Source organism: Enterobacter sp. UPMP701 (genome assembly GCF_053709515.1).
In genome coordinates, this window is sequence record NZ_JBSKJN010000003.1 from 477,809 (window position 1) to 498,556 (window position 20,748).

Sequence of the window (20,748 nt, forward strand, 5' to 3'; positions counted from 1 at the left end):
GAGTATTATTTTATGGCGGATAAAGAGCTTAAGTTTTTGGTTGTGGATGACTTTTCCACCATGCGTCGCATTGTGCGCAACCTGCTGAAAGAGCTGGGCTTCAACAACGTTGAAGAGGCAGAAGATGGCGTTGATGCGCTGAACAAACTGCAGGCAGGCGGGTTTGGTTTCGTGATCTCCGACTGGAACATGCCAAACATGGACGGTCTGGAACTGCTGAAAACCATTCGTGCAGACGCGGGTATGGCCTCGATGCCGGTGCTCATGGTCACGGCAGAAGCGAAAAAAGAGAACATCATTGCTGCTGCACAGGCAGGCGCAAGCGGCTATGTGGTGAAGCCATTCACCGCAGCAACCCTGGAAGAGAAGCTCGGCAAGATCTTCGAGAAACTCGGCATGTGAGGTGATGGAAATGTTGCAACCTGCTATGAAACCCGTTGAAGAACACTCGCCGAGCGATATCATCGTCCGCATCGGCAGCCTGACGCGCATGCTGCGTGACAGCCTGCGCGAGCTGGGACTGGATCAGGCCATTGCCGAAGCGGCGGAAGCTATTCCAGACGCACGCGATCGTCTGGACTACGTGGTGCAGATGACCGCGCAAGCGGCGGAACGTGCGCTGAACAGCGTTGAAGCGTCACAGCCGCACCAGGATGCGATGGAAAAGGGTGCGAAAGCGCTGAGCAAACGCTGGGATGAGTGGTTTGAGAACCCTATCGAGCTGGCGGATGCCCGCGAGCTGGTGACGGACACCCGTCAGTACCTGGGTGATGTGCCGGGCCACACCAGCTTCACCAACGCCCAGTTGCTGGACATCATGATGGCGCAGGATTTCCAGGACCTGACCGGTCAGGTGATTAAGCGCATGATGGATGTTATCCAGGAGATTGAGCGCCAGCTGCTGATGGTTCTGCTGGAGAACATCCCGGAACCGGCTGCCCGTCCAAAACGCGAGAACGAAAGCCTGCTCAATGGTCCACAGCTCGACGCCAGCAAAGCGGGCGTGGTGGCAAGCCAGGACCAGGTGGACGATCTGCTGGACAGCCTCGGTTTCTGATAACTGTGATTACCCTCAGGTTGTGGTGTCAACCTGAGGGTGTTTCGGTTAGCGCAGATCCATTTTCACGGTCACGTTACCTTCAAAGCGGCCCGGTGAGGGGCTGGCGTCTGTTGTGCTTACCGGCACGGCCTTAATTTTGACAACCCCATTTCCCTGCTCGTCCATGATGACAGGAAATTCGTAGGACCCATCCAGCGCGACATTCTGGCTATTATCATCGTACACCCGAATACCCAGATCGTTTCTTTCGAGTAGCTTAGCGATGTAAGGTGTGCTGCTATCCACCACACCCTGGTCGGCAGACAGTGTGAGCTTTATCCGATCGTTGTTGCCCACCGCGTTATCGTCGCAGTGATAGGCAATATCAACGTCTTTAATAGTATATCCCTGCGGAGGTTGCCCTTTGCTGGTGAATTGCTTGCTGACAATGCTGCCAAACTCTACCTCAATGGTGCTGCCCGCATTAATTGTGCAGCTTAGCGGTGCGGAGAGGGTACCGCCGAACCAGATATCTGACACCTGCTCTGCCTCAACCGCGTCGCAGCTTCCACCGGTGCCAATATAGAGGCAGGCAAAGTTCTGCGCGATAAGCGTCTGCGGGATAATTTCTTCGCCAAGGATCGGTTTTTTGACGTGCAGCATGACTGCAACAACGTTCCAGCGGAATTTACGCTTTATTGTTGCAGCGCCTGAAGGCTGAGTCTCACTGCTGCAGACGGTACTCTCGCCTTCTGTTTTCGATAAATTCGATTCCAGAACGAAGGACATATTCCCCCTTGAGGTAGGGTACTCATTGATGGGTATGGCAGTTAAAGAGGTACCGTCTGGTGAATTGATCGCGTCAGCATAGCCGGTGATATCCGCATCTATTTTATCGGTAAGACGGCCATAACCATTCGTACCCGGGTTGAGTGGGCTGCCAGCGTAGCTTTTTTCGTAGATCATACTCGATGAAAACACATTACCTGGACATGTACAGCTTGCATCCATCTCGGAACCCGCGCCTACCAGATGGCCGGGGACATCGTAATCCTGATTTGCAATATTCTCGGTCGATGTGAATTCATGATCGTATGAGATCGTGTACGTTTGTGGTGCGCCGAAACAATTTTTGAGTACCGTGACGGCCAGACATGAATCCGTGAACACCAGGCTCATAGCCGTTGCCAGTGAAGCCGTCGTGGCGAGTTTCTTTATATTATTTAGCATGTGATGATTCCTGCTGACATAGCACGCTAAGCGAGCGAATTCCGTTAGGCGTTTCAGTGTGTCCATCGGTCTGTGGCGAAATACTGGAGACACACTGTTGGTCCTGGCCGTTGCCCCATTTCACCGTAAGCTGCGTTGCCTCGCCGACACCCGTAAGGTATACGGTACCGGTATCGTCAGCGATGCCGCTCATAGGGGGGAGTGTGCTGGTGACTATGGCGCCAAAAGGTACGCGCTGGCCGTCTGGACGCATCAGTGTGACCAGCATCCTGTAGCCGACGTGTGCATCGAAGTTTGCTACGACAGCCGCGTTACGTGAAGGGATCACGGTGGCAGCCGTATCGCTGCTGTCCACGTTTTCAGGCAGGCTGGCCGTGTCGATACGAATGTAGTTTTCCTGATAAGGCGTCAGGGACGGAATAACGGCATTCCCCAGCCAGTCGGTCTGGATACCGCGCTGGTTCTGGAAACGAACACCGGCGGCGTCGTTGGCATTAACAATGGCAAACTGGCTACCCAGCGGTTGCGCCAGCGTCACGCCGTGCGGGTGCGCAACAATCCCCCCGCTGATGCCGTAGTTAAGCTGCTCAGAACTGTCAGAAGAGGCGTAATATCCCGCGTTCAGGTTGGCGTATCGTGAACGGTAGGTGCCATATACACTGCTGGTGTCTTCTCCATCGTGATTTGAATGGCTCTGCTGCAGTGAATAGTTCAGCCTCTCGTCATCCAGCAATGTCCCGTTGACGCCGATATTTTGTCGTGTATAGCCATTTTTAGTATTGCTGATGTTATAGCTGCTCCAGGCGCGGGGTAGCCACCGCGAGAGCGGTATGCTAAAGCCGAAGGAGACCATACGGTCGGAATCCTCGCCGTTGGTTTTACTGTAGGTGTAAGCCATGTGATAGCTCACTCCAGCGAGAACGGTGTTAAGACCTAACGATACGCTGCGCTCTTTTTTGGACGTTCCCCAGTAATCCTGTTGATAACCGTTCAGATACACGCTTACGGCGGAAATGTTCTGGCTGATGCTGGCCTGGATACGGTTGCGCTTGTTGTAGTTAAACATCAAATCGTCTTCGTGACCGTCAAGCTTCTGGTTAGCGTCGGCAAAACTGTAATATCCGCGGCTGGAGTAGCGATAGCTGCCAAGGGTGAAGTTGGTATCGGTAGAGTCAATTTTACCGGAGTAGAGCACACGCCATGACTGACCGGTATGCTCGCTACCGTCGTCAAGTTGCGCATCTGCCACGGTGACGTCTGCAGACAGCGCGCCCAACGGCCCGAGCGCTACGCCTACACCCGTGTTGGCAGCGTTATAGTCTTTCGAAAGCGTCAGCCCGCCAAACCAGGTAAGCAGGTTATTTAAGCCGTAGATCATACTTCCCTGAACAAAGTCGGGTTCCTTTTGATCGGTGCCACTGTCTGAACGATAACGTCCTGCCGTAAGTTCATACTTCAGGTGGTCCGGGCGCTGCATGACGGCGATGCTGGAGTAGGGCTGGGTAAAGTGATGCTCGGTTCCATCGGCCTCTTTCACCGTCACTTCCAGATCGCCGCTGTTGGTGGTGGAGTAGAGGTCGTTGATCTCAAACGCGCCGGGTGCGACGTTCTGTTGATAGATGAGGTAGCCGTTCTGGCGTACGGAGACCTCGGCATTTGAGCTGGCGATACCGCGAATCACCGGCGCATAGCCGCGCTGGCTATAGGGGAGCATCTCTTCGTCCGTCGCCAGGTTTACCCCCCGGTACTGCAGGCTATCGAACACTTCGCCGCGGGTACTGCTCTCACCTGCTGTGAACTGAGCCTTTAAAATATCAACGTCATGCTGAATGAACGTGTTAATGGTATCCCAATGGCGATCGTCATCCGATTTGCTCCACGTGGAGTAGTTGCGCACGCGCCATCCGCCAAGATTCGCCCCGGTTCGCAAATTCAGATACTGGTTTGTGCTGCTGTTGTCGTTGCTGTCTTTATTTTGTGATCCTGAAAAGGAATAGTCGCTGAACAAAACTGGCACCCCGTCGTCCCAACGCGAAGGATCGACATAATCGCGGCCATTACCTTTTAACGCTGCCTGAGGAATACTCAGCTTCAGCGTCATCGTCGAGAAATCAAGCTGTGCAGATGCCAGCGGAATATAGCTGCCCAGTGTGTTTGGCAGCGCCTCGTCGGCCGAAAGCTTAACCAGTTCTGGATAGCGATCGATATTAATCCCCCACGCACGCAGCATATTGGGGGTCAGCTGTGGCACCAGAGGTCCTTCAGGTGAACTGACGTAGGTGATATTTGCGTCGGTAAGCCTGCGTTCGTTCATCATCACACTTGAGGGATAGGTACCGGGCAGCTGGGCATTCGATTTCGAAAAGAGTGAGAGATCGATATCCTGTTGCGTCAACATATCCCCTTCCAGAGAGGAGGGGGAAAAGCGGTACTCCCGGGCATTCGTGGAGCAGCTCATAATGATCATAATGCTGCCCAGGTAGCGGGAGAGTGGGCTTAGCCGAAAGAACCGCTGACCGGACAAAGAATTACGTCCTGTAATCATTGTGATTGTTTAATCCTGCACCAGGTTGGAAGTGTATTTTTGGGAAGCGTTGCCGTAATCGGTGATGCAACGCCAGCTGACATTCGTTCCTTGTGTGTTGTCAGAGATCGGGATGGTGACGCTGGATTTCGGTCCCACCATGTCGGCTTTTTCTACCTTTATCGCACCCAGCGATAGAGAATCAAAAATGCTGTAAAATGCGCCGTCGTTGATGACGGTAAGCTGCTGACCATGGCGAACGAAGCGCAGGTTCTTGCATGATTCGGATGGCGAACCGCTAAGCCCGACAGGGCGCCAGAAGAGTTTCAGGCGCGTTTTATAAATCAGGCGCAGAACATTTTTACCCGCATCATCTGCAGGGGTGGCGGGTACGGTACGCACGTTAAGGTAGAACAATGTTTCTTTATCATCAGGCAGCGGGCTACCGCTCCAGGTTATTCGCAGACTTTGCTCTTTTTGCGGATCGAGACGAAAGAGTGGTGGCGTCACGATAAACGGGCCGCGTGTTTTTCCATCCCCGGTATCCGTCCAGGACTGAATTAACCATGGCAGCTCTTTTTCACTATTTTGTAAGGGCAGGGCAATTTCCTTTTTCGCGGCATCGTAAATTATGCGAGTACGGCCGATTTGTACACCCGTGGCGTGACAGAAAGTGCTTGCAATAACGGGAAGGCATAATAAGAGTTTTATTGATGTGCGCATGGGAACCCCTAAATAAAGCAGGTTGAATGAACGATAATAGTCCGAATTCGGACTATTATCTGAACATGACGCCTTAAATGTCATGGCGTAAAAACATATGTGTGCTGAATGGTAAACGGTGGTTTATTAGCGATATAAAATATTCACCGTCATATCAGCATCCGCTGGACCGGCGGTTACCTTAGCATCAAATGATTTATAGCGGGCGTTAAAATCCGCCTGGATGGTATCAGTCGATTTGGTGGGCAGTTCAATGTAGACCTGCTCTTCAGCACCATCCATGGTGATCAATTGAGTATCCTTACCTACCGGGCTGACAGCAACGCCAATACCTGTCGCGGCGGTTTCGCCTGAGGAGGTGATCTTGCTTACATCAAGCAATGTATTCGTCTTGGTCAAGGTGGTTGGACCGTTAAAGGTCAGTTGAACTGCTGGCAATCCGTCGCTTTTTAATGGACAGTTGGCCAAAATAATAGAAAATGGAGTCAGCGTTGTTTCTTTTCCGACTGTTGTAAAAAGTGATACCGGATAGGTGCCAAGCGGAATTGTACTGTCTGTGCCGCTGTCCCCTTGGATCGTGCAGCTAGGTTCAATAATTTCCCCCGTGAAGTGGATCGTCCCTGCATTCATTTCGGCAGCGAAGCTGCCCATTGAAATGGCAGCCAGCGTCACGCCCGCAAAAATGTTTTTTTTGAAATCCATCTACAAAAACTCCTTAAATTGAAAACAAATTGGCATGCAACTTGATATATTTCTCGATTAACGCCGTGCAGGAGTATAGCGGGAAATTTTCATTAGGTAAGCGATGGGCAAGAATAATATTGTATATTGTAAATTATTAATAATGACATTTGAATTAATTGAATTTAATGTTTGATATGCTGCGATTATCTAATTTACATATTTTTATCATTTATGAAACCAAGCGAGCGAAAAAATAAGCATATTTTGATGATGTTTTTACCAAAAACTCTGGGGGTGAATATGTACTTAAATTTTGCTAAATGCATTTTTAATAATTTTTCATCTCTGAAACTGACTGTCAAATCCCATCTGAGTATTATTTATACCCTTTTCTCAGCGCTCATCTGTGCTGGCTGTTCTCAAAGTGTGTAAAAAGACCCGCTTATAGGGTCTTATCTGCCCATTGACGACTTGCCAACATGGCATGATACCCCAGACGTAATGGGCTGAGCATGCACTGTGGCAGAAGAGAACGACGACAAAACGGAAGCCCCCACACCCCACCGACTTGAAAAAGCGCGTGAGGAAGGGCAGATCCCCCGATCCCGAGAACTGACCTCCCTGCTGATCCTTATCGTAGGCGTGTGCATTATCTGGTGGGGTGGGGAGTCGCTCGCCCGTAAACTGGCGGGAATGTTGTCCACCGGCTTACGTTTTGACCACAGCATGGTCAACGACCCTAATCTTATCCTCAGCCAGATTATTCAGCTGATAAAAGGGGCAATGGTTGCGCTGTTGCCCCTGATCACTGGCGTGGTGCTGGTGGCGCTCGTCTCTCCGGTGATGCTGGGCGGCCTGGTTTTTAGCGGGAAATCGCTGCAACCCAAATTTTCGAAACTGAACCCGCTGCCTGGCATTGCAAAAATGTTCTCTGCGCAAACCGGAGCCGAGTTGCTCAAGGCCATTCTCAAATCGGTGCTGATGGGCAGTTCCGCAGGTTTTTTCCTCTGGTACCACTGGCCGGAAATGATGCGCCTTATCAGCGAGTCGCCCCTTACCGCGATGAGCAATGCGCTGAACCTGGTCGGGCTCTGCGCGCTGCTGGTGGTGCTCAGTATTATCCCGATGGTGGGTTTTGATGTGATCTTCCAGCTCTATTCCCACTTCAAGAAACTGCGGATGTCGCGTCAGGATATCCGTGATGAATATAAACAGATGGAAGGCGACCCGCACGTGAAGGGGCGCATCCGGCAGATGCAACGTGCCGCCGCCCGTCGCCGCATGATGGAAGATGTGCCGAAGGCCGACGTCATCGTTACCAACCCGACACACTATTCCGTGGCGCTACGCTACGACGAAAACAAAATGAGTGCGCCGAAAGTAGTGGCGAAAGGGGCGGGGCTGATTGCGCTGCGCATCCGGGAAATTGGCACCGAAAACCGCGTGCCGATCCTGGAAGCCCCGCCGCTGGCGCGAGCCCTGTACCGCCATGCGGATATCGGACAACAGATCCCGGGACAGCTCTACGCCGCGGTAGCGGAAGTGCTGGCCTGGGTATGGCAATTGAAGCGCTGGCGTCTGGCTGGCGGTCAACGGCCTGTGAAACCTGAAAACCTTCCGGTGCCTGCCGCGCTGGATTTTATGAACGAGAAGGACACTGATGGCTAATCTGGTGGCAATGTTGCGCCTCCCCGGCAACCTGAAATCGACCCAATGGCAGATCCTTGCCGGGCCGATTCTCATCCTGTTAATTCTGTCGATGATGGTACTGCCGCTTCCGGCGTTCATCCTCGATCTGCTTTTCACCTTCAATATTGCGCTGTCCATTATGGTGCTGCTGGTGGCGATGTTCACCCAGCGCACCCTGGAGTTCGCCGCGTTCCCGACCATTCTGCTGTTTACCACCTTGCTGCGCCTGGCGCTAAACGTGGCCTCCACGCGTATCATCCTGATGGAAGGCCACACCGGTGCGGCAGCGGCGGGTAAGGTGGTCGAGGCCTTCGGCCACTTCCTGGTGGGCGGGAATTTCGCTATCGGTATCGTGGTGTTCGTTATCCTCGTTATCATCAACTTTATGGTTATCACCAAAGGTGCGGGACGTATCGCGGAAGTGGGCGCGCGTTTTGTGCTGGACGGGATGCCGGGCAAGCAGATGGCGATCGACGCCGACCTGAACGCCGGGCTTATTGCCGAAGATGAGGCGAAAAAGCGCCGTGCGGAAGTGACCCAGGAAGCGGACTTCTACGGCTCCATGGACGGTGCGAGTAAGTTTGTGCGCGGTGATGCCATCGCGGGCATTCTGATCATGGTGATTAACGTGGTCGGCGGCCTGCTGGTAGGTGTGCTGCAGCACGGTATGGACATGGGCCGCGCGGCGGAAAGCTATACGCTGCTGACCATTGGTGACGGTCTGGTCGCGCAGATCCCGGCGCTGGTGATCTCCACGGCGGCGGGTGTGATTGTGACCCGCGTGAGTACCGATCAGGACGTTGGCGAGCAGATGGTTGGCCAGCTCTTCAGTAACCCGCGCGTGATGCTGCTGGCTGCTGCGGTTCTGGGCCTGCTCGGCCTGGTGCCGGGGATGCCAAACCTTGTGTTCCTGCTGTTCACGGCAGGGCTGCTGGGCCTGGCCTGGTGGATGCGTGGCCGTGAGACCAAACCAGCAGCGGATCCGGTTCCGGTGAAAATGCCGGAGAACAACCAGGCCGTAGAGGCGACGTGGAACGACGTTCAGCTGGAAGATTCCCTGGGAATGGAAGTGGGGTATCGCCTGATCCCGATGGTGGATTTCCAGCAGGATGGCGAGCTGCTAGGCCGTATCCGCAGTATCCGTAAAAAATTCGCCCAGGACATGGGCTTCCTGCCGCCGGTGGTTCACATCCGCGACAATATGGATCTGCCGCCCGCGCGCTACCGCATTCTGATGAAGGGTGTTGAAATTGGCAGCGGCGATGCTTACCCGGGCCGCTGGCTGGCGATTAACCCTGGCACCGCAGCAGGCACGCTGCCGGGCGAGCAAACCGTCGATCCGGCCTTTGGTCTGGCGGCAATCTGGATTGAAAGCGCGCTGAAAGAGCAGGCGCAAATTCAGGGGTATACGGTTGTCGAAGCCAGTACCGTGGTGGCGACCCACCTTAATCACCTGATTGGGCAATTCTCGGCAGAGCTGTTTGGCCGTCAGGAAGCGCAGCAGCTTCTCGACCGCGTGACGCAGGAGATGCCGAAGCTGACGGAAGACCTGGTGCCCGGCGTGCTGACGTTAACCACGCTGCACAAAGTGCTGCAAAACCTGCTCGAGGAAAAAGTGCCGATCCGTGATATGCGCACCATTCTGGAAACCCTTGCCGAGCACGCGCCGCTGCAAAGCGATCCGCACGAGCTCACGGCGGTGGTCCGCGTGGCGCTGGGGCGGGCAATTACCCAGCAGTGGTTCCCGGGCACTGGCGAAGTACAGGTTATTGGCCTCGATACGCCGCTTGAACGCCTGCTGCTGCAGGCGCTGCAGGGCGGCGGTGGCCTTGAGCCAGGCCTGGCGGATCGTCTGCTGGAGCAAACTCAGGAGGCGCTGGCGCGTCAGGAGATGCTGGGCGCGCCGCCGGTGCTGCTGGTTAACCACGCGCTGCGTCCACTGCTGTCGCGCTTCCTGCGCCGCAGCCTGAACCAGCTGGTTGTGCTGTCGAATCTGGAGCTGTCGGATAACCGTCATATCCGCATGACCGCGACGATTGGAGGAAAATAATGGGTAAATGGCTATGGATTCTGCTCTTCCCGCTGGCGGCTCAGGCTGCCGGGGAAGGGAGCTGGCAGGCCAGCAGCATGGGCGTGACCCTCAGCAACCGTGGTGTCGCCATGTCTTCTAATCCGCTGTCGCCTTCTGAAGGGGTTTCCGGTCAGATGGGTCTCGTGGTGTGGAATTACAAGCTGATTGGCCCAACGCCAGCCGGACTGCGGGTGCGCCTCTGCTCACAGAGCCGCTGCACGGAAATCGACGGTGAAAATGGTACAACGCAGGCGTTCAACGGTGTTCCTGCCATTGAGCCTTTGCGTTTTATCTGGGAAGTGCCGGGCGGAGGACGTTTGATCCCGGCGCTGAAGGTGCAGAGTAATTCTGTCATCGTCAACTACCGCTAGCTGCCTGCCTTTTTCACCAGCCATCAGTCAATTCTGATGGCTGTCTCGCAAAATTGACCTCGCCTTTTGATGCAAAAGAAACGCTGTTTTATAAATTAGTGACACGCGTGACGCGCCTCTTTGCATTTTTGCCATTCACCCTCCTCGTGATGGCAGAAACAGAAAGGTATCAGGACGTCGTTGCATTTACTGTAGCCGTGTAAAAACTCCCCGATGAGTCTTACTTGCAGGGAGTCTCCCAAATTTGATTAGGGTTGACGGCAATGAAAACACGTAAAATTGGACTCGCAAATTATCTTGCTTACGGGGCAGGCGATTTTCTCGGGGCGGGTACTACCGCCCTGACGGCGGCCTGGCTTTTGTATTTTTATACCACCTTCTGTGGACTCACACCGATTGAAGCAACCTTCATCTTTGCCGCTGCGAGGGTGCTGGATGCTGTTGTCAGCCCGTTAATGGGCTTTTTGACGGATAACTTCGGTACGACCTGGCCTGGGAAGCGCTTTGGTCGCCGTAAGTTCTTTATCCTGCTGGGTATTCCCTGCGTGTTCAGCTACTCGTTGATGTGGGTGGGGGACATGAATTTCTGGTACTACCTGCTGACCTATCTGGTGTTTGATATTGTCTACACCATGATTCTGGTGCCGTACGAAACGCTGGTACCGGAAATGACCGACGACTTCAAACAGAAAACCAAGTTCTCCGGGGCGCGTATCTCTATGGCGCAGATGTCCGCCATTCTGGCCTCCTTCCTGCCGGGGATCCTGCTGACCCATTTCGGGAAAGACAATGCGGTTTCCTTCTTCTACGCAAGCCTGGTTTTCTCCGTGCTCTGCGCGCTGATGCTGACCTTCGTTTGGTTCTTTACCTGGGAGCGCCCGCGTGAGGAGTGGTCTGAAGCGGCGCTGCGTGCCGAAGAGGAGAAGAAGAAGCTGACGCTGGGGCAGAGCCTGAACCGTCTGTTCGTGGAGTTAAGCTCGACGCTGCGTATCAAGATTTTCCGCCAGCATCTGGGTATGTACCTCGGTGGGTACATCGCGCAGGACGTCTTTAACGCGGTGTTCACCTACTACGTGGTGTTCGTACTGATGCAGGAAGCCTCTATGGCGTCCAACCTGCTGGGCACGATGGCCATCTTCCAGTTCCTGGCCGTAATCGGGATGATCCCGCTGTGCATTCGCTTCGGGCCTGCGCCGTCTTACCGCATGGTGGTGGTGCTGTTTGGTCTGGCATCCATTTCTTACGCCGTGCTCTACTACGCGGGTCTGAGCGACGTTTACTCTCTGCTGTTGCTGATCTCTGCGGTGGCGGGCCTCGGTCGCGGCGGTATCAACTACGTACCGTGGAATACCTATACCTACATTGCAGATGTGGATGAAGTGATCACCGGCCAGCGCCGGGAAGGGATCTTCGCGGGCATCATGACCCTGACCCGTAAGGCGTCACAGGCCGGTGCGGTGATGCTGGTGGGCATCGTGATGCAAATGTCCGGCTTTGTCAGCGGTCAGAAAGTGCAGCCTGCGGAAGTGAGCCATACCATTTTGATGATCCTGAGCGTGGGCACCATCCTGGTGCTGTTCTGCGGTTTTCTCGTTTCCCTGCGCTTCAGGCTTAATTTGCAGACCCACAGCACGCTGCGCGAGGAGACCGCGAAAATGCGTGCGTGTGGACATGCGATGCCTGAATCTGCGACGCCACACGCCCGCGCCACCGTCGAGATGCTGGCCGGTATGCCTTATGAGTCACTGTGGGGCAATAACAACATCGGTTATCTGAATCGCAATAAGCCTGCTGCACCTTCGCTTAAAGATCGCGCGGTACTGAATTCGACATACAACAGAGGTTAAGATCATGAAAGTTTGGCCTGTCAAACATAGCCCGTTATTACGTCAACCAGAGCGTTTTATCGCCCGGGACGAGCTGAAATCGCTGATTCAAAAAGTGACGCACAACCTGGTCAATATCCACGACAAAACGGGTGAATTTTTGCTGCGGCTGGACGACGGGCGCGTGATCGACACCAAAGGCTGGGCCGGATGGGAGTGGACGCACGGCGTCGGTTTGTATGGCATCTGGCAGTACTACTGCCAGACAGGCGACGAAGGGATGCGCAACATTATCGACAGCTGGTTTGCCGACCGCTTTGCGGAAGGCGCGACTACTAAAAACGTGAATACCATGTCGCCGTTTTTGACGCTGGCTTATCGCTACGAAGAGACCAAAAATCAGGCCTGGCTACCGTGGCTTGAGAACTGGGCGGAATGGGCGATGAATGCGATGCCGCGTACGAACCACGGTGGTATGCAGCACATCACACTGGCGGAAGAGAATCATCAGCAGATGTGGGACGACACGCTGATGATGACGGTGCTGCCGCTGGCGAAAATCGGCAAGCTGCTTAACAAACCGGAGTACGTTGAAGAGGCGGTGTATCAGTTCCTGCTGCACGTGCAGAACCTGATGGACCGGGAGACCGGGCTGTGGTTCCACGGCTGGAATTACGACGGCAACCATAACTTTGCCCGTGCCCGCTGGGCGCGCGGCAACAGCTGGATCACCATCGTGATCCCCGACTTCCTCGAAATGGTGGATCTGCCTGAAAATAACGCCGTGCGCCGTTATCTGGTGCAGGTGCTGAATACGCAGGTTGCAGCGCTGGCACAATGTCAGGACGAAAGCGGTTTGTGGCATACATTGCTGGACGATCCGAGCTCGTACCTGGAGGCATCCGCCACGGCCGGGTTTGCCTACGGGATCCTGAAAGCGGTGCGTAAGCGCTATGTTGAGCCTGAATATGCGGACGTTGCTGAAAAAGCGATTCGCGGTATCGTCAAAAATATTTCACCGGAAGGCGAGCTGTTGCAAACGTCGTTCGGTACGGGCATGGGCAGCGATCTTGAGTTTTATCGCCAGATCCCGCTGACCTCAATGCCGTACGGACAGGCGATGGCGATTCTCTGTTTAACGGAATATTTGCGGAAATACTTTTGATAAGAAAAAACCCGGCGCCTGCCGGGTTTTTTGTATTACATGCGTTCTACGGTTTCGATACCCAGGGTATCCAGACCCAGCTTCAGGGTCTTCGCCGTCAGCTGAGCCAGCTTCAGGCGGCTGTTACGCACCGATTCGTTTTCCGCAGACAGAATAGGGCAGTGCTCGTAGAAGCCGGAGAACAGACCCGCCAGATCGTACAGATAAGCACACATTACATGCGGCGTACCGTCACGCGCGACAACCGTCAGCGTCTCTTCGAACTGCAGCAGACGCGCCGCCAGCTGCGCTTCGCGATCTTCGGTGATGGTCACCGCGGCATTCGCCAGCACGCTTTCATCAATGTTCGCTTTACGGAATACCGAGAGCACGCGGGTATAGGCGTACTGCATGTATGGTGCGGTGTTGCCTTCGAACGCCAGCATGTTGTCCCAGTCGAAGATATAGTCGGTGGTACGGTTCTTGGAAAGATCCGCGTATTTCACCGCGCCGATACCCACGGCGTTGGCCAGTTTTTCCAGCTCGTCTGCTGGCATATCCGGATTCTTCTCGGCCACCAGGCGACGGGCGCGCTCCAGCGCTTCGTCCAGCAGATCGGAAAGCTTCACGGTACCCCCCGCGCGGGTTTTGAACGGCTTGCCGTCTTTACCCAGCATCATGCCGAACATGTGGTGTTCCAGCGGCACGCAATCCGGTACATAACCCGCTTTACGCACGATAGTCCACGCCTGCATCAGGTGCTGATGCTGACGGGAGTCGATGTAGTACAGCACGCGGTCGGCGTGCAGAGTTTCGTAACGGTATTTCGCACACGCGATGTCCGTGGTGGTGTACAGATAGCCGCCATCCTTTTTCTGGATAATCACGCCCATCGGTTCGCCTTCCTTGTTTTTGTACTCATCAAGGAACACCACCGTTGCGCCTTCGCTCTCCACCGCCAGGTTTTTGGCTTTCAGGTCCGCCACAATGCCTGGCAGCATCGGGTTATACAGGCTTTCACCCATCACGTCGTCGCGGGTCAGGGTCACGTTCAGACGGTTATAGGTAAGCTGGTTCTGGGACATGGTGATGTCAACCAGCTTGCGCCACATCTCGAGGAAGTATTGATCGCCGCCCTGCAGCTTCACTACGTAGCTGCGTGCGCGCTCGGCAAAGGCCTCGTCTTCGTCGTAGTGTTTTTTGGCTTCGCGGTAGAACCCTTCCAGGTCCGCCAGCGCCATCTCGCCCGCGTTTTCCTGCTGCTGTTTTTCCAGGTAAGCAATCAGCATGCCGAACTGGGTGCCCCAGTCGCCTACGTGGTTCGCGCGGATCACCTTGTGACCGAGGAATTCGAGCGTGCGCACTGCGGCATCACCGATGATGGTGGAGCGCAGGTGGCCAACGTGCATCTCTTTCGCCACGTTCGGGGCAGAGTAGTCGATCACCACGGTCTGCGCTTCCGGCTGGGAAACACCCAGGCGGTCTGACTTCAGTGCCGCGTCAACGTGGCTTGCCAGGAACGCAGGTTCGAGGAAGATATTGATAAAGCCCGGACCAGCGATTTCGGTTTTGCTGGCAATGCCGGTGAGATCCAGATGCGTCAGTACCTGCTCAGCGAGCTGTCGCGGCGGCATGCCCAGTTTTTTAGCCACTGCCATCACGCCATTAGCCTGATAGTCGCCAAACTGTACTTTTGCTGACTGACGAACCTGTGGTTCGCAATCCGCAGGCGCGCCTGCGGCAATCAGTGCCTGACTGACTTTTTCGGAGAGAAGAGCCTGAATATTCACCTGGATACCTTACTTTTTTGATGCGGGCTCACAGCCACCCGCGCCAGTTATAGAATTTAGGGCGGGAGTATACTGCAAATGCCCTCTGGCGTCAGCATCGCGGGGCCTGAAGATTGCTCAGAATCCAGGCTAAGAAAGCGTGCATAATCATGCAGTCATAAAAAGCGGGATTCTACGGTTGGTCAAAACAGGGCAACAGAGTAAATTAGCGGCTTTGCGACATGAAAAGAGAGTGACTTATGGCGAACTGGCAATCCATTGACGAACTGCATGATATTTCCGCAGATGTACCGCGCTTCACCCAGGCGTTCACAGAACTTGCCACCCGTCTTGGTCTGGATATCGCGCCGCTTGAGGCCGATCACATCTCTTTGCGTTGTCACCAGAATGCGACGGCTGAGCGCTGGCGTCGCGGGTTTGAGCAGTGCGGCGAGTTGCTCTCCGAGAACATCATCAATGGACGCCCCATTTGCCTGTTCAAACTGTATGAACCGGTGAGCGTGGCGCACTGGCAGTTCACCGTGGTTGAACTGCCGTGGCCGGGCGAGAAACGCTATCCGCACGAAGGCTGGGAGCATATCGAAATCGTTCTGCCGGGTGAGCCGGAGACGTTGAACGCGCGCGCGCTGGCCCTGCTTTCTGACGAAGGTTTAAGCAAGCCAGGAATTTTTGTGAAGACGAGTTCACCCAAAGGCGAGCGCGAGCGGTTACCCAACCCGACGCTGGCCGTCACTGACGGACAGGTCACGGTGAAATTTCATCCGTGGACCATTGAACAGATCGTTGCCAGCGAAGCCTGAGAGTTGTGACTCGTCGCTGAGACCCGAACCGAGAGGCGTGCCATGATGGCGCGTTAAGCTGATTTTAAGGAGAAGCAGATGGCGCTGCTGGAGATTTGTTGTTACAGCGTGGAGTGTGCCGTAACGGCACAACAGAAGGGAGCTGACCGCATTGAGCTGTGCGCCGCACCGAAAGAAGGGGGGTTAACGCCTTCATACGGCGTGTTGAGGTTGGCCCGCCAGGTGGTCACCATTCCGGTACATCCCATCATTCGTCCTCGCGGCGGCGATTTTTGTTACACGGCGGGCGAGTTCAGTGCCATGCTTGAAGATATCGCCCTGGTTCGCGACCTGGGGTTCCCCGGGCTGGTGACCGGCCTGCTTGATGAAGACGGTCATGTCGATCTGCCGCGCATGCGTCAGGTAATGGACGCCGCAAAAGGGATGGCCGTTACGTTTCACCGCGCGTTTGATATGTGCAAAGATCCTCTGCAAACGTTTGATACCCTTGCCGAACTTGGCGTGGCGCGCGTGTTAACGTCGGGACAGCAGTCTTCGGCCGAAAAAGGTCTGCAATTAATTACGGAACTAAAAGCACATTCCGGTGTTCCAATAATAATGGCGGGTGCGGGAGTCCGTGCCAGCAATCTGGAACGGTTTTTAAACGCCGGGGTGGAAGAGCTTCACAGCTCAGCGGGTCAATGGATACCTTCACCCATGCGTTATCGCAATACAGGGCTGTCAATGTCGACGGATGCCGAAGCGGATGAGTATTCACGCTACGGTGTAGAGGGAGAGTCGGTTGCGGAAATGAAGTCGCTGATTGAGCGTCATCACGTGTAGCAACGTACCGATTTTTACCGCGCATCATGTCGCCCAATATGATGCTTGCTTGTACCAGGCCCCTGCAAATTACACAGGGGCCTTTTTTTCTCCTTCATATTTCAAGCCGCAGCCGCGTTGGCCGCCTCGCTCACCCCGGTCACTTACTGATGTAAGCTCCCGGGGATTCGCTGCGTTGCCGCCTTGCTGCAACTTGAACTATTTCGGAGAAAACGTGCTACGAGTAGGCCGGGTAAGGCGCAGCCGCCACCCGGCTAAAAGGCTACGGCTTGGTTGCAATCAACACCGCACGCATCGGGGCCGGATAGCCTTCGATGGTTTTGCTGTGGTCGGCCGGATCGAGGAACTGCTCCAGCGATTCGGTGATCATCCAGTCGGTGCGGCGCTGCTCTTCGACAGACGTCACGCAGACATCGGCAATGCGCACATCCACAAATCCGCACTTCTCCAGCCAGTTTTTCAGCGCCAGAGCTGACGGGATGAAGTAAACGTTGCGCATCTGCGCGTAGCGATCGCCCGGTACCAGCACGGCATGTTCATCACCTTCAATCACCAGCGTTTCCAGCACCAGCTCGCCGCCGCTGACCAGCTGATCTTTCAACTGCCAGAGATGCTCCAGCGGGGAACGACGGTGATACAGCACCCCCATGGAGAAGACGGTATCAAACGCTTTCAGGGCAGGGAGCTGCTCAATGCCCAGCGGCAGCAGGTGCGCGCGTTGGTCGTTGCCGAGCAGTTTACGCACCGCCTCAAACTGGCACAGGAACAGCTGCATCGGGTCGATACCGACAGCCAGATGCGCGCCCGCGCCAATCATACGCCACATGTGGTAACCGCTCCCGCAGCCCACATCGAGGATGGTGCGCCCCGTCAGGTCTGAAAGGTGCGGCAGAACGCGATCCCACTTCCAGTCCGAGCGCCATTCGGTGTTGATGTTCACGCCGTAGAGCGAGAACGGCCCTTTGCGCCAGGGCATTAAATTACGCATCAGCGTTTCGATACGGTTGATCTGCCCGGCGGGGAGCGGCTCTTCGCTTTCCGCAGTTACGCTGTGCAGAAGATCCAGGCGATGCGGGGTCAGTTCCGGCAGATACTCCACGGCATTTGACCACTGCTTTAACAGGCCGTGCTGCTGATCGCGCTGCCAGGCGGCAATCTGCGCCGGCAGGGTTTCCAGCCAATGGGAGAGGTGATTTTTGGCAATCAGCTGATAGAAGTTGCTGAATTCAATCATGCCGCATCTCCCGCTTTCAGCGCCACCAGTGAACCAAAGTTAAAACACTGGAACCACAGTTCACTGTGCTCAAACCCGGCTTTCTGCAGGCGGGCTTTGTGGGTTTCTACGGAGTCCGTCAGCATCACGTTTTCGAGCATGCTGCGCTTCTGGCTGATCTCCAGCTCGCTGTAGCCGTTCGCCCGTTTGAAATCGTGGTGCATATTGAACAGCAGCTCGCCTACTTTGGCATCTTCGAAGCTGAATTTCTCCGAAAGCACCAGCGCGCCACCGGGATTCAGCCCTTTATAAATTTTGTCCAGCAGCAACTGGCGGTCTTCAGGCACCAGGAACTGAAGGGTGAAATTCAGCACCACCATCGAGGCGTTTTTGATCTCGATCTCGCGGATATCACCTTCCACCACGTCCACCGGTACGGGCGCTTTATACGCATCAATATGGCGACGGCAGCGTTCAACCATGGCCGGGGAGTTATCGACGGCAATGATCCGGCAGCCTTCGTGGTGAATGTTACGACGAACCGACAGCGTTGCCGCGCCGAGCGAGCAGCCCAGGTCATAGACCTGCGTGCCGGGTTGAACGAAGCGCTCAGCCAGCATGCCGATCATGGAGATAATATTGGAATAACCGGGAACAGAGCGCTGGATCATATCCGGGAAGACTTCGGCTACCCGTTCATCAAAGGTCCAGTCGCCCAGGCTGGCGATAGGCGCGGAAAAAAGCGTGTCGCGATCTGACATAACGTAAAAATCCGGGAAAAATAAAGTGGCGTATTGTGCGCTAATGGAGGGAGAAAACCAACTCCCACGGCATATACCACAGGTTAGCCAGCACCATCAGCAAAAGCGCACACCAGGTCGCGCTCATGCCGGAACGACGCCAGCGGAATAAGCGGTGGTGAAAGCCGTAATAGTGCATTAACCGGCCGGCAATCAGCAGTAGCCCGCAAATATGCACCATCCAGGTTTCCGCGCCATTCATCTCCATAAACAGCAGCAGGATCAGGGCCACGGGAATATATTCAACCGCATTACCGTGAATGCGGATAGCGCTTTGCAGTTCGGAGAAACCGCCGTCGCCATAAGAGACGCGGTACTGCATTCTCAGGCGCACAACATCAAATGAAAATTTAATCAGCAGTAATGCACCTAACACCGCATACAGCGCGCTGACCATACTAACTCCCTGTTTTTGGCAGATGGCACTTCACTATGATAGGGGGTGATTTCAGAAAAGAGAAGATTGTTGTGGGATGGACGGCGCGGGGCCAACCGACGGAACCGCCTGCTGCAAGGCTTGCCAGAGAGTATCAACCAGTTCAGGCGCCTGAGCGATATCCGGCGTATGTAAAAAGAGGTAAGGCGTGGTGGTGTGTTCCCATTTCGCTAATGTTTGCAGCCAGACGGCGAACATCTCTTCATTTTGCAGCATATTATCGCTGCCGATAAACCGGACCATGGGGTTCTGCGCGGTCACGATGGCGTGGACCGGCACTTTTGGTTTTTTACGCTGCGCATCAACAATGGCTTCGTTATGGGGTACCGCGCTGTGCACCGGACGGCTGTCGAGGATCACACGGTTAACGGAACGATCGAGCAGGCCGCGGTTGAGTGCTTTTTCGGCTTCGCCTTTCGCGAAAAAGTCCTGGTGTCGGACTTCCACGCCGTAGGTGAATTCGCGGGGCAGGGCATCGAGGAACTGCCACAGCGCGGGCATATCGCGCGGGCCAAACGTGGCGGGAAGCTGGATCCAGTACTGACCAATGCGGTTTGCCAGCGGCGACATGCGCGTAAAAAACTCTTCGGTTAGATCCCCGCAGTTGCGCAGCGCGGCCTGGTGGGAAATGGTCGCCGGAAACTTAAAGCAGAAACGGAAATCGTCCGTTGTTTGCTCCCGCCAGCGTTCGACTATCTCGGCTTTGGGCAGCGCATACAGCGTGGTGTTACCCTCGACGCAATTAAAGTGTCGGGCATACTCTTCAAGGCTGGTAATGCCCAGGCGCACCCATTTCGGGTGCGACCACTGGGGCAGGCCCACGTACATCATAGCGCGCTTAAAATCTCATCCGTGCTGCGCACGCGTCCGATGCGCGGGAAGATGTGGGTCATGCTGCCCTGATGCTGCTCCGCGGAAGCCGCACTGCAGGCATCTTCGGCAATTACCAGGTTAAAGCCCAGCTCCCAGGCGTTACGGGCGGTAGATTCCACGCCGATGTTGGTGGAAATGCCGCACAGAATAATGGTGTCGATGCCGCGGCGGCGAAGCTGCAGCTCAAGGTCGGTCCCGTAGAACGCACCCCACTGGCGTTTGGTTACTTCGATGTCGCCGTCACGCTTACCGAGCGATACCGGATACGTCCACCAGTTTTCCGGCAGAGCATGCGCGGGTGCCTGGGCGTCAACGGGCTGTTTTAACGCTTCGGCGAAATCGGCGGACCAGCCGACGCGCACCATGACAACAGGGGCACCGCTGGCACGGCATTTTTCCGCCAGGCGAGCGGCGCGGCTGACGACGTCATCTGCTGCGTGTGGGCCACCGGCGAAGGGCAGGATCCCTTCCTGTAAATCAATCACCACAAGCGCGGTTTTGCGGGCATCAAGTGTTAACATCGTCACTCCAGGTAAATTAATCACTTCCGTAACACCTTACGACGTGATGGCCTGTTATCGGTCGGATAATTTTGTTAATTTTTGTGAGAATGCGCAATAAGAGTGCAGCAAACGACCGTCTGGCCGTGGTTCGCTCTTATCGTCCGGCGGAAATTCCAGTATAATAGCCGCCTTTTTTCATCCAGTTGTGAC

Annotated in this window: 19 protein-coding genes; 9 read left to right on the top strand and 10 right to left on the bottom strand. The window is 55.0% G+C overall.

Annotated elements, in window-relative coordinates; translation table 11 throughout:
* Nucleotides 1–12 precede the first annotated feature (12 nt).
* Nucleotides 13–402, top strand: a complete 390-nt coding sequence (cheY, locus tag ACWKXT_RS11100) for a chemotaxis response regulator CheY (RefSeq protein ID WP_008500431.1) — start codon at nt 13–15, stop codon at nt 400–402.
* Between the two features lie 10 nt (nt 403–412).
* Entirely contained in the window at nt 413–1,057 is a 645-nt protein-coding gene (cheZ, locus tag ACWKXT_RS11105) for a protein phosphatase CheZ (RefSeq protein WP_023312251.1), read from the top strand.
* 48 nt (nt 1,058–1,105) lie between these two features.
* Here cheZ and ACWKXT_RS11110 read toward each other — a convergent pair whose 3' ends face one another.
* From ACWKXT_RS11110 to ACWKXT_RS11125, 4 genes are read right to left on the bottom strand one after another with little or no spacing between them, the layout of a single operon-like run.
* Nucleotides 1,106–2,269 (bottom strand): fimbrial protein, encoded by a 1,164-nt coding sequence (locus ACWKXT_RS11110; RefSeq protein WP_454532452.1) that lies wholly within the window; start codon nt 2,267–2,269, stop codon nt 1,106–1,108.
* Nucleotides 2,259–4,814 (bottom strand): fimbria/pilus outer membrane usher protein, encoded by a 2,556-nt coding sequence (locus ACWKXT_RS11115; RefSeq protein WP_454532453.1) that lies wholly within the window; start codon nt 4,812–4,814, stop codon nt 2,259–2,261. Before ACWKXT_RS11115 ends, ACWKXT_RS11110 begins: the two co-directional genes overlap by 11 nt.
* Before the next feature lie 9 nt (nt 4,815–4,823).
* A complete protein-coding gene (locus ACWKXT_RS11120; protein ID WP_454532454.1) occupies nt 4,824–5,600 on the bottom strand; it encodes a fimbrial biogenesis chaperone in 777 nt (258 codons plus the stop codon).
* A gap of 42 nt (nt 5,601–5,642) precedes the next feature.
* Nucleotides 5,643–6,218 (bottom strand): fimbrial protein, encoded by a 576-nt coding sequence (locus ACWKXT_RS11125; RefSeq protein ID WP_454532455.1) that lies wholly within the window; start codon nt 6,216–6,218, stop codon nt 5,643–5,645.
* A 501-nt stretch (nt 6,219–6,719) separates the two neighbouring features.
* Between ACWKXT_RS11125 and flhB the strand changes: the two genes are divergently transcribed.
* From flhB to bglB, 5 genes are all read left to right on the top strand, one after another.
* On the top strand, nt 6,720–7,868 hold the full coding sequence (gene flhB / locus ACWKXT_RS11130) for a flagellar biosynthesis protein FlhB (RefSeq protein ID WP_041909432.1): 1,149 nt from the start codon (nt 6,720–6,722) through the stop codon (nt 7,866–7,868).
* A complete protein-coding gene (gene flhA, locus ACWKXT_RS11135) occupies nt 7,861–9,939 on the top strand; it encodes a flagellar biosynthesis protein FlhA (protein ID WP_454527788.1) in 2,079 nt (692 codons plus the stop codon). The genes flhB and flhA overlap by 8 nt, the downstream gene beginning before the upstream one ends.
* The gene (flhE, locus tag ACWKXT_RS11140) at nt 9,939–10,331 is read left to right on the top strand and encodes a flagellar protein FlhE (RefSeq protein WP_454527787.1); all 393 of its coding nucleotides are present in this window, start codon (nt 9,939–9,941) and stop codon (nt 10,329–10,331) included. The genes flhA and flhE overlap by 1 nt, the downstream gene beginning before the upstream one ends.
* 263 nt (nt 10,332–10,594) lie before the next feature.
* Nucleotides 10,595–12,178, top strand: a complete 1,584-nt coding sequence (locus ACWKXT_RS11145; protein WP_454532456.1) for an MFS transporter — start codon at nt 10,595–10,597, stop codon at nt 12,176–12,178.
* 4 nt (nt 12,179–12,182) lie between these two features.
* A complete protein-coding gene (gene bglB, locus ACWKXT_RS11150; protein WP_454532457.1) occupies nt 12,183–13,322 on the top strand; it encodes a beta-galactosidase BglB in 1,140 nt (379 codons plus the stop codon).
* A 35-nt stretch (nt 13,323–13,357) separates the two neighbouring features.
* Here bglB and argS read toward each other — a convergent pair whose 3' ends face one another.
* Nucleotides 13,358–15,091, bottom strand: a complete 1,734-nt coding sequence (gene argS / locus ACWKXT_RS11155) for an arginine--tRNA ligase (protein ID WP_454532458.1) — start codon at nt 15,089–15,091, stop codon at nt 13,358–13,360.
* Between the two features lie 239 nt (nt 15,092–15,330).
* Between argS and ACWKXT_RS11160 the strand changes: the two genes are divergently transcribed.
* The gene (locus ACWKXT_RS11160; protein WP_454532459.1) at nt 15,331–15,891 is read left to right on the top strand and encodes a VOC family protein; all 561 of its coding nucleotides are present in this window, start codon (nt 15,331–15,333) and stop codon (nt 15,889–15,891) included.
* A gap of 78 nt (nt 15,892–15,969) precedes the next feature.
* Nucleotides 15,970–16,713, top strand: a complete 744-nt coding sequence (gene cutC / locus ACWKXT_RS11165) for a copper homeostasis protein CutC (protein ID WP_454527782.1) — start codon at nt 15,970–15,972, stop codon at nt 16,711–16,713.
* Between the two features lie 262 nt (nt 16,714–16,975).
* Here the strand turns inward: cutC and cmoB are convergent, their stop codons facing one another.
* From cmoB to ACWKXT_RS11190, 5 genes are read right to left on the bottom strand one after another with little or no spacing between them, the layout of a single operon-like run.
* Entirely contained in the window at nt 16,976–17,947 is a 972-nt protein-coding gene (gene cmoB / locus ACWKXT_RS11170; protein WP_454527781.1) for a tRNA 5-methoxyuridine(34)/uridine 5-oxyacetic acid(34) synthase CmoB, read from the bottom strand.
* A complete protein-coding gene (gene cmoA, locus ACWKXT_RS11175) occupies nt 17,944–18,687 on the bottom strand; it encodes a carboxy-S-adenosyl-L-methionine synthase CmoA (RefSeq protein ID WP_454527780.1) in 744 nt (247 codons plus the stop codon). The genes cmoB and cmoA overlap by 4 nt, the downstream gene beginning before the upstream one ends.
* Nucleotides 18,688–18,727: 40 nt before the next feature.
* Nucleotides 18,728–19,123 carry an MAPEG family protein gene (locus ACWKXT_RS11180; RefSeq protein ID WP_080329471.1) on the bottom strand — a complete coding sequence of 132 codons (396 nt, stop codon included), beginning with the start codon at nt 19,121–19,123 and terminating at the stop codon, nt 18,728–18,730.
* A gap of 51 nt (nt 19,124–19,174) precedes the next feature.
* Nucleotides 19,175–19,993, bottom strand: coding sequence for a DUF72 domain-containing protein (locus ACWKXT_RS11185; protein WP_454532460.1), 819 nt, complete (start codon nt 19,991–19,993; stop codon nt 19,175–19,177).
* Complete coding sequence (locus tag ACWKXT_RS11190) at nt 19,990–20,556, bottom strand: hydrolase (RefSeq protein WP_454532461.1); 567 nt, start codon at nt 20,554–20,556, stop codon at nt 19,990–19,992. Before ACWKXT_RS11190 ends, ACWKXT_RS11185 begins: the two co-directional genes overlap by 4 nt.
* Between the last annotated feature and the right edge of the window lie 192 nt (nt 20,557–20,748).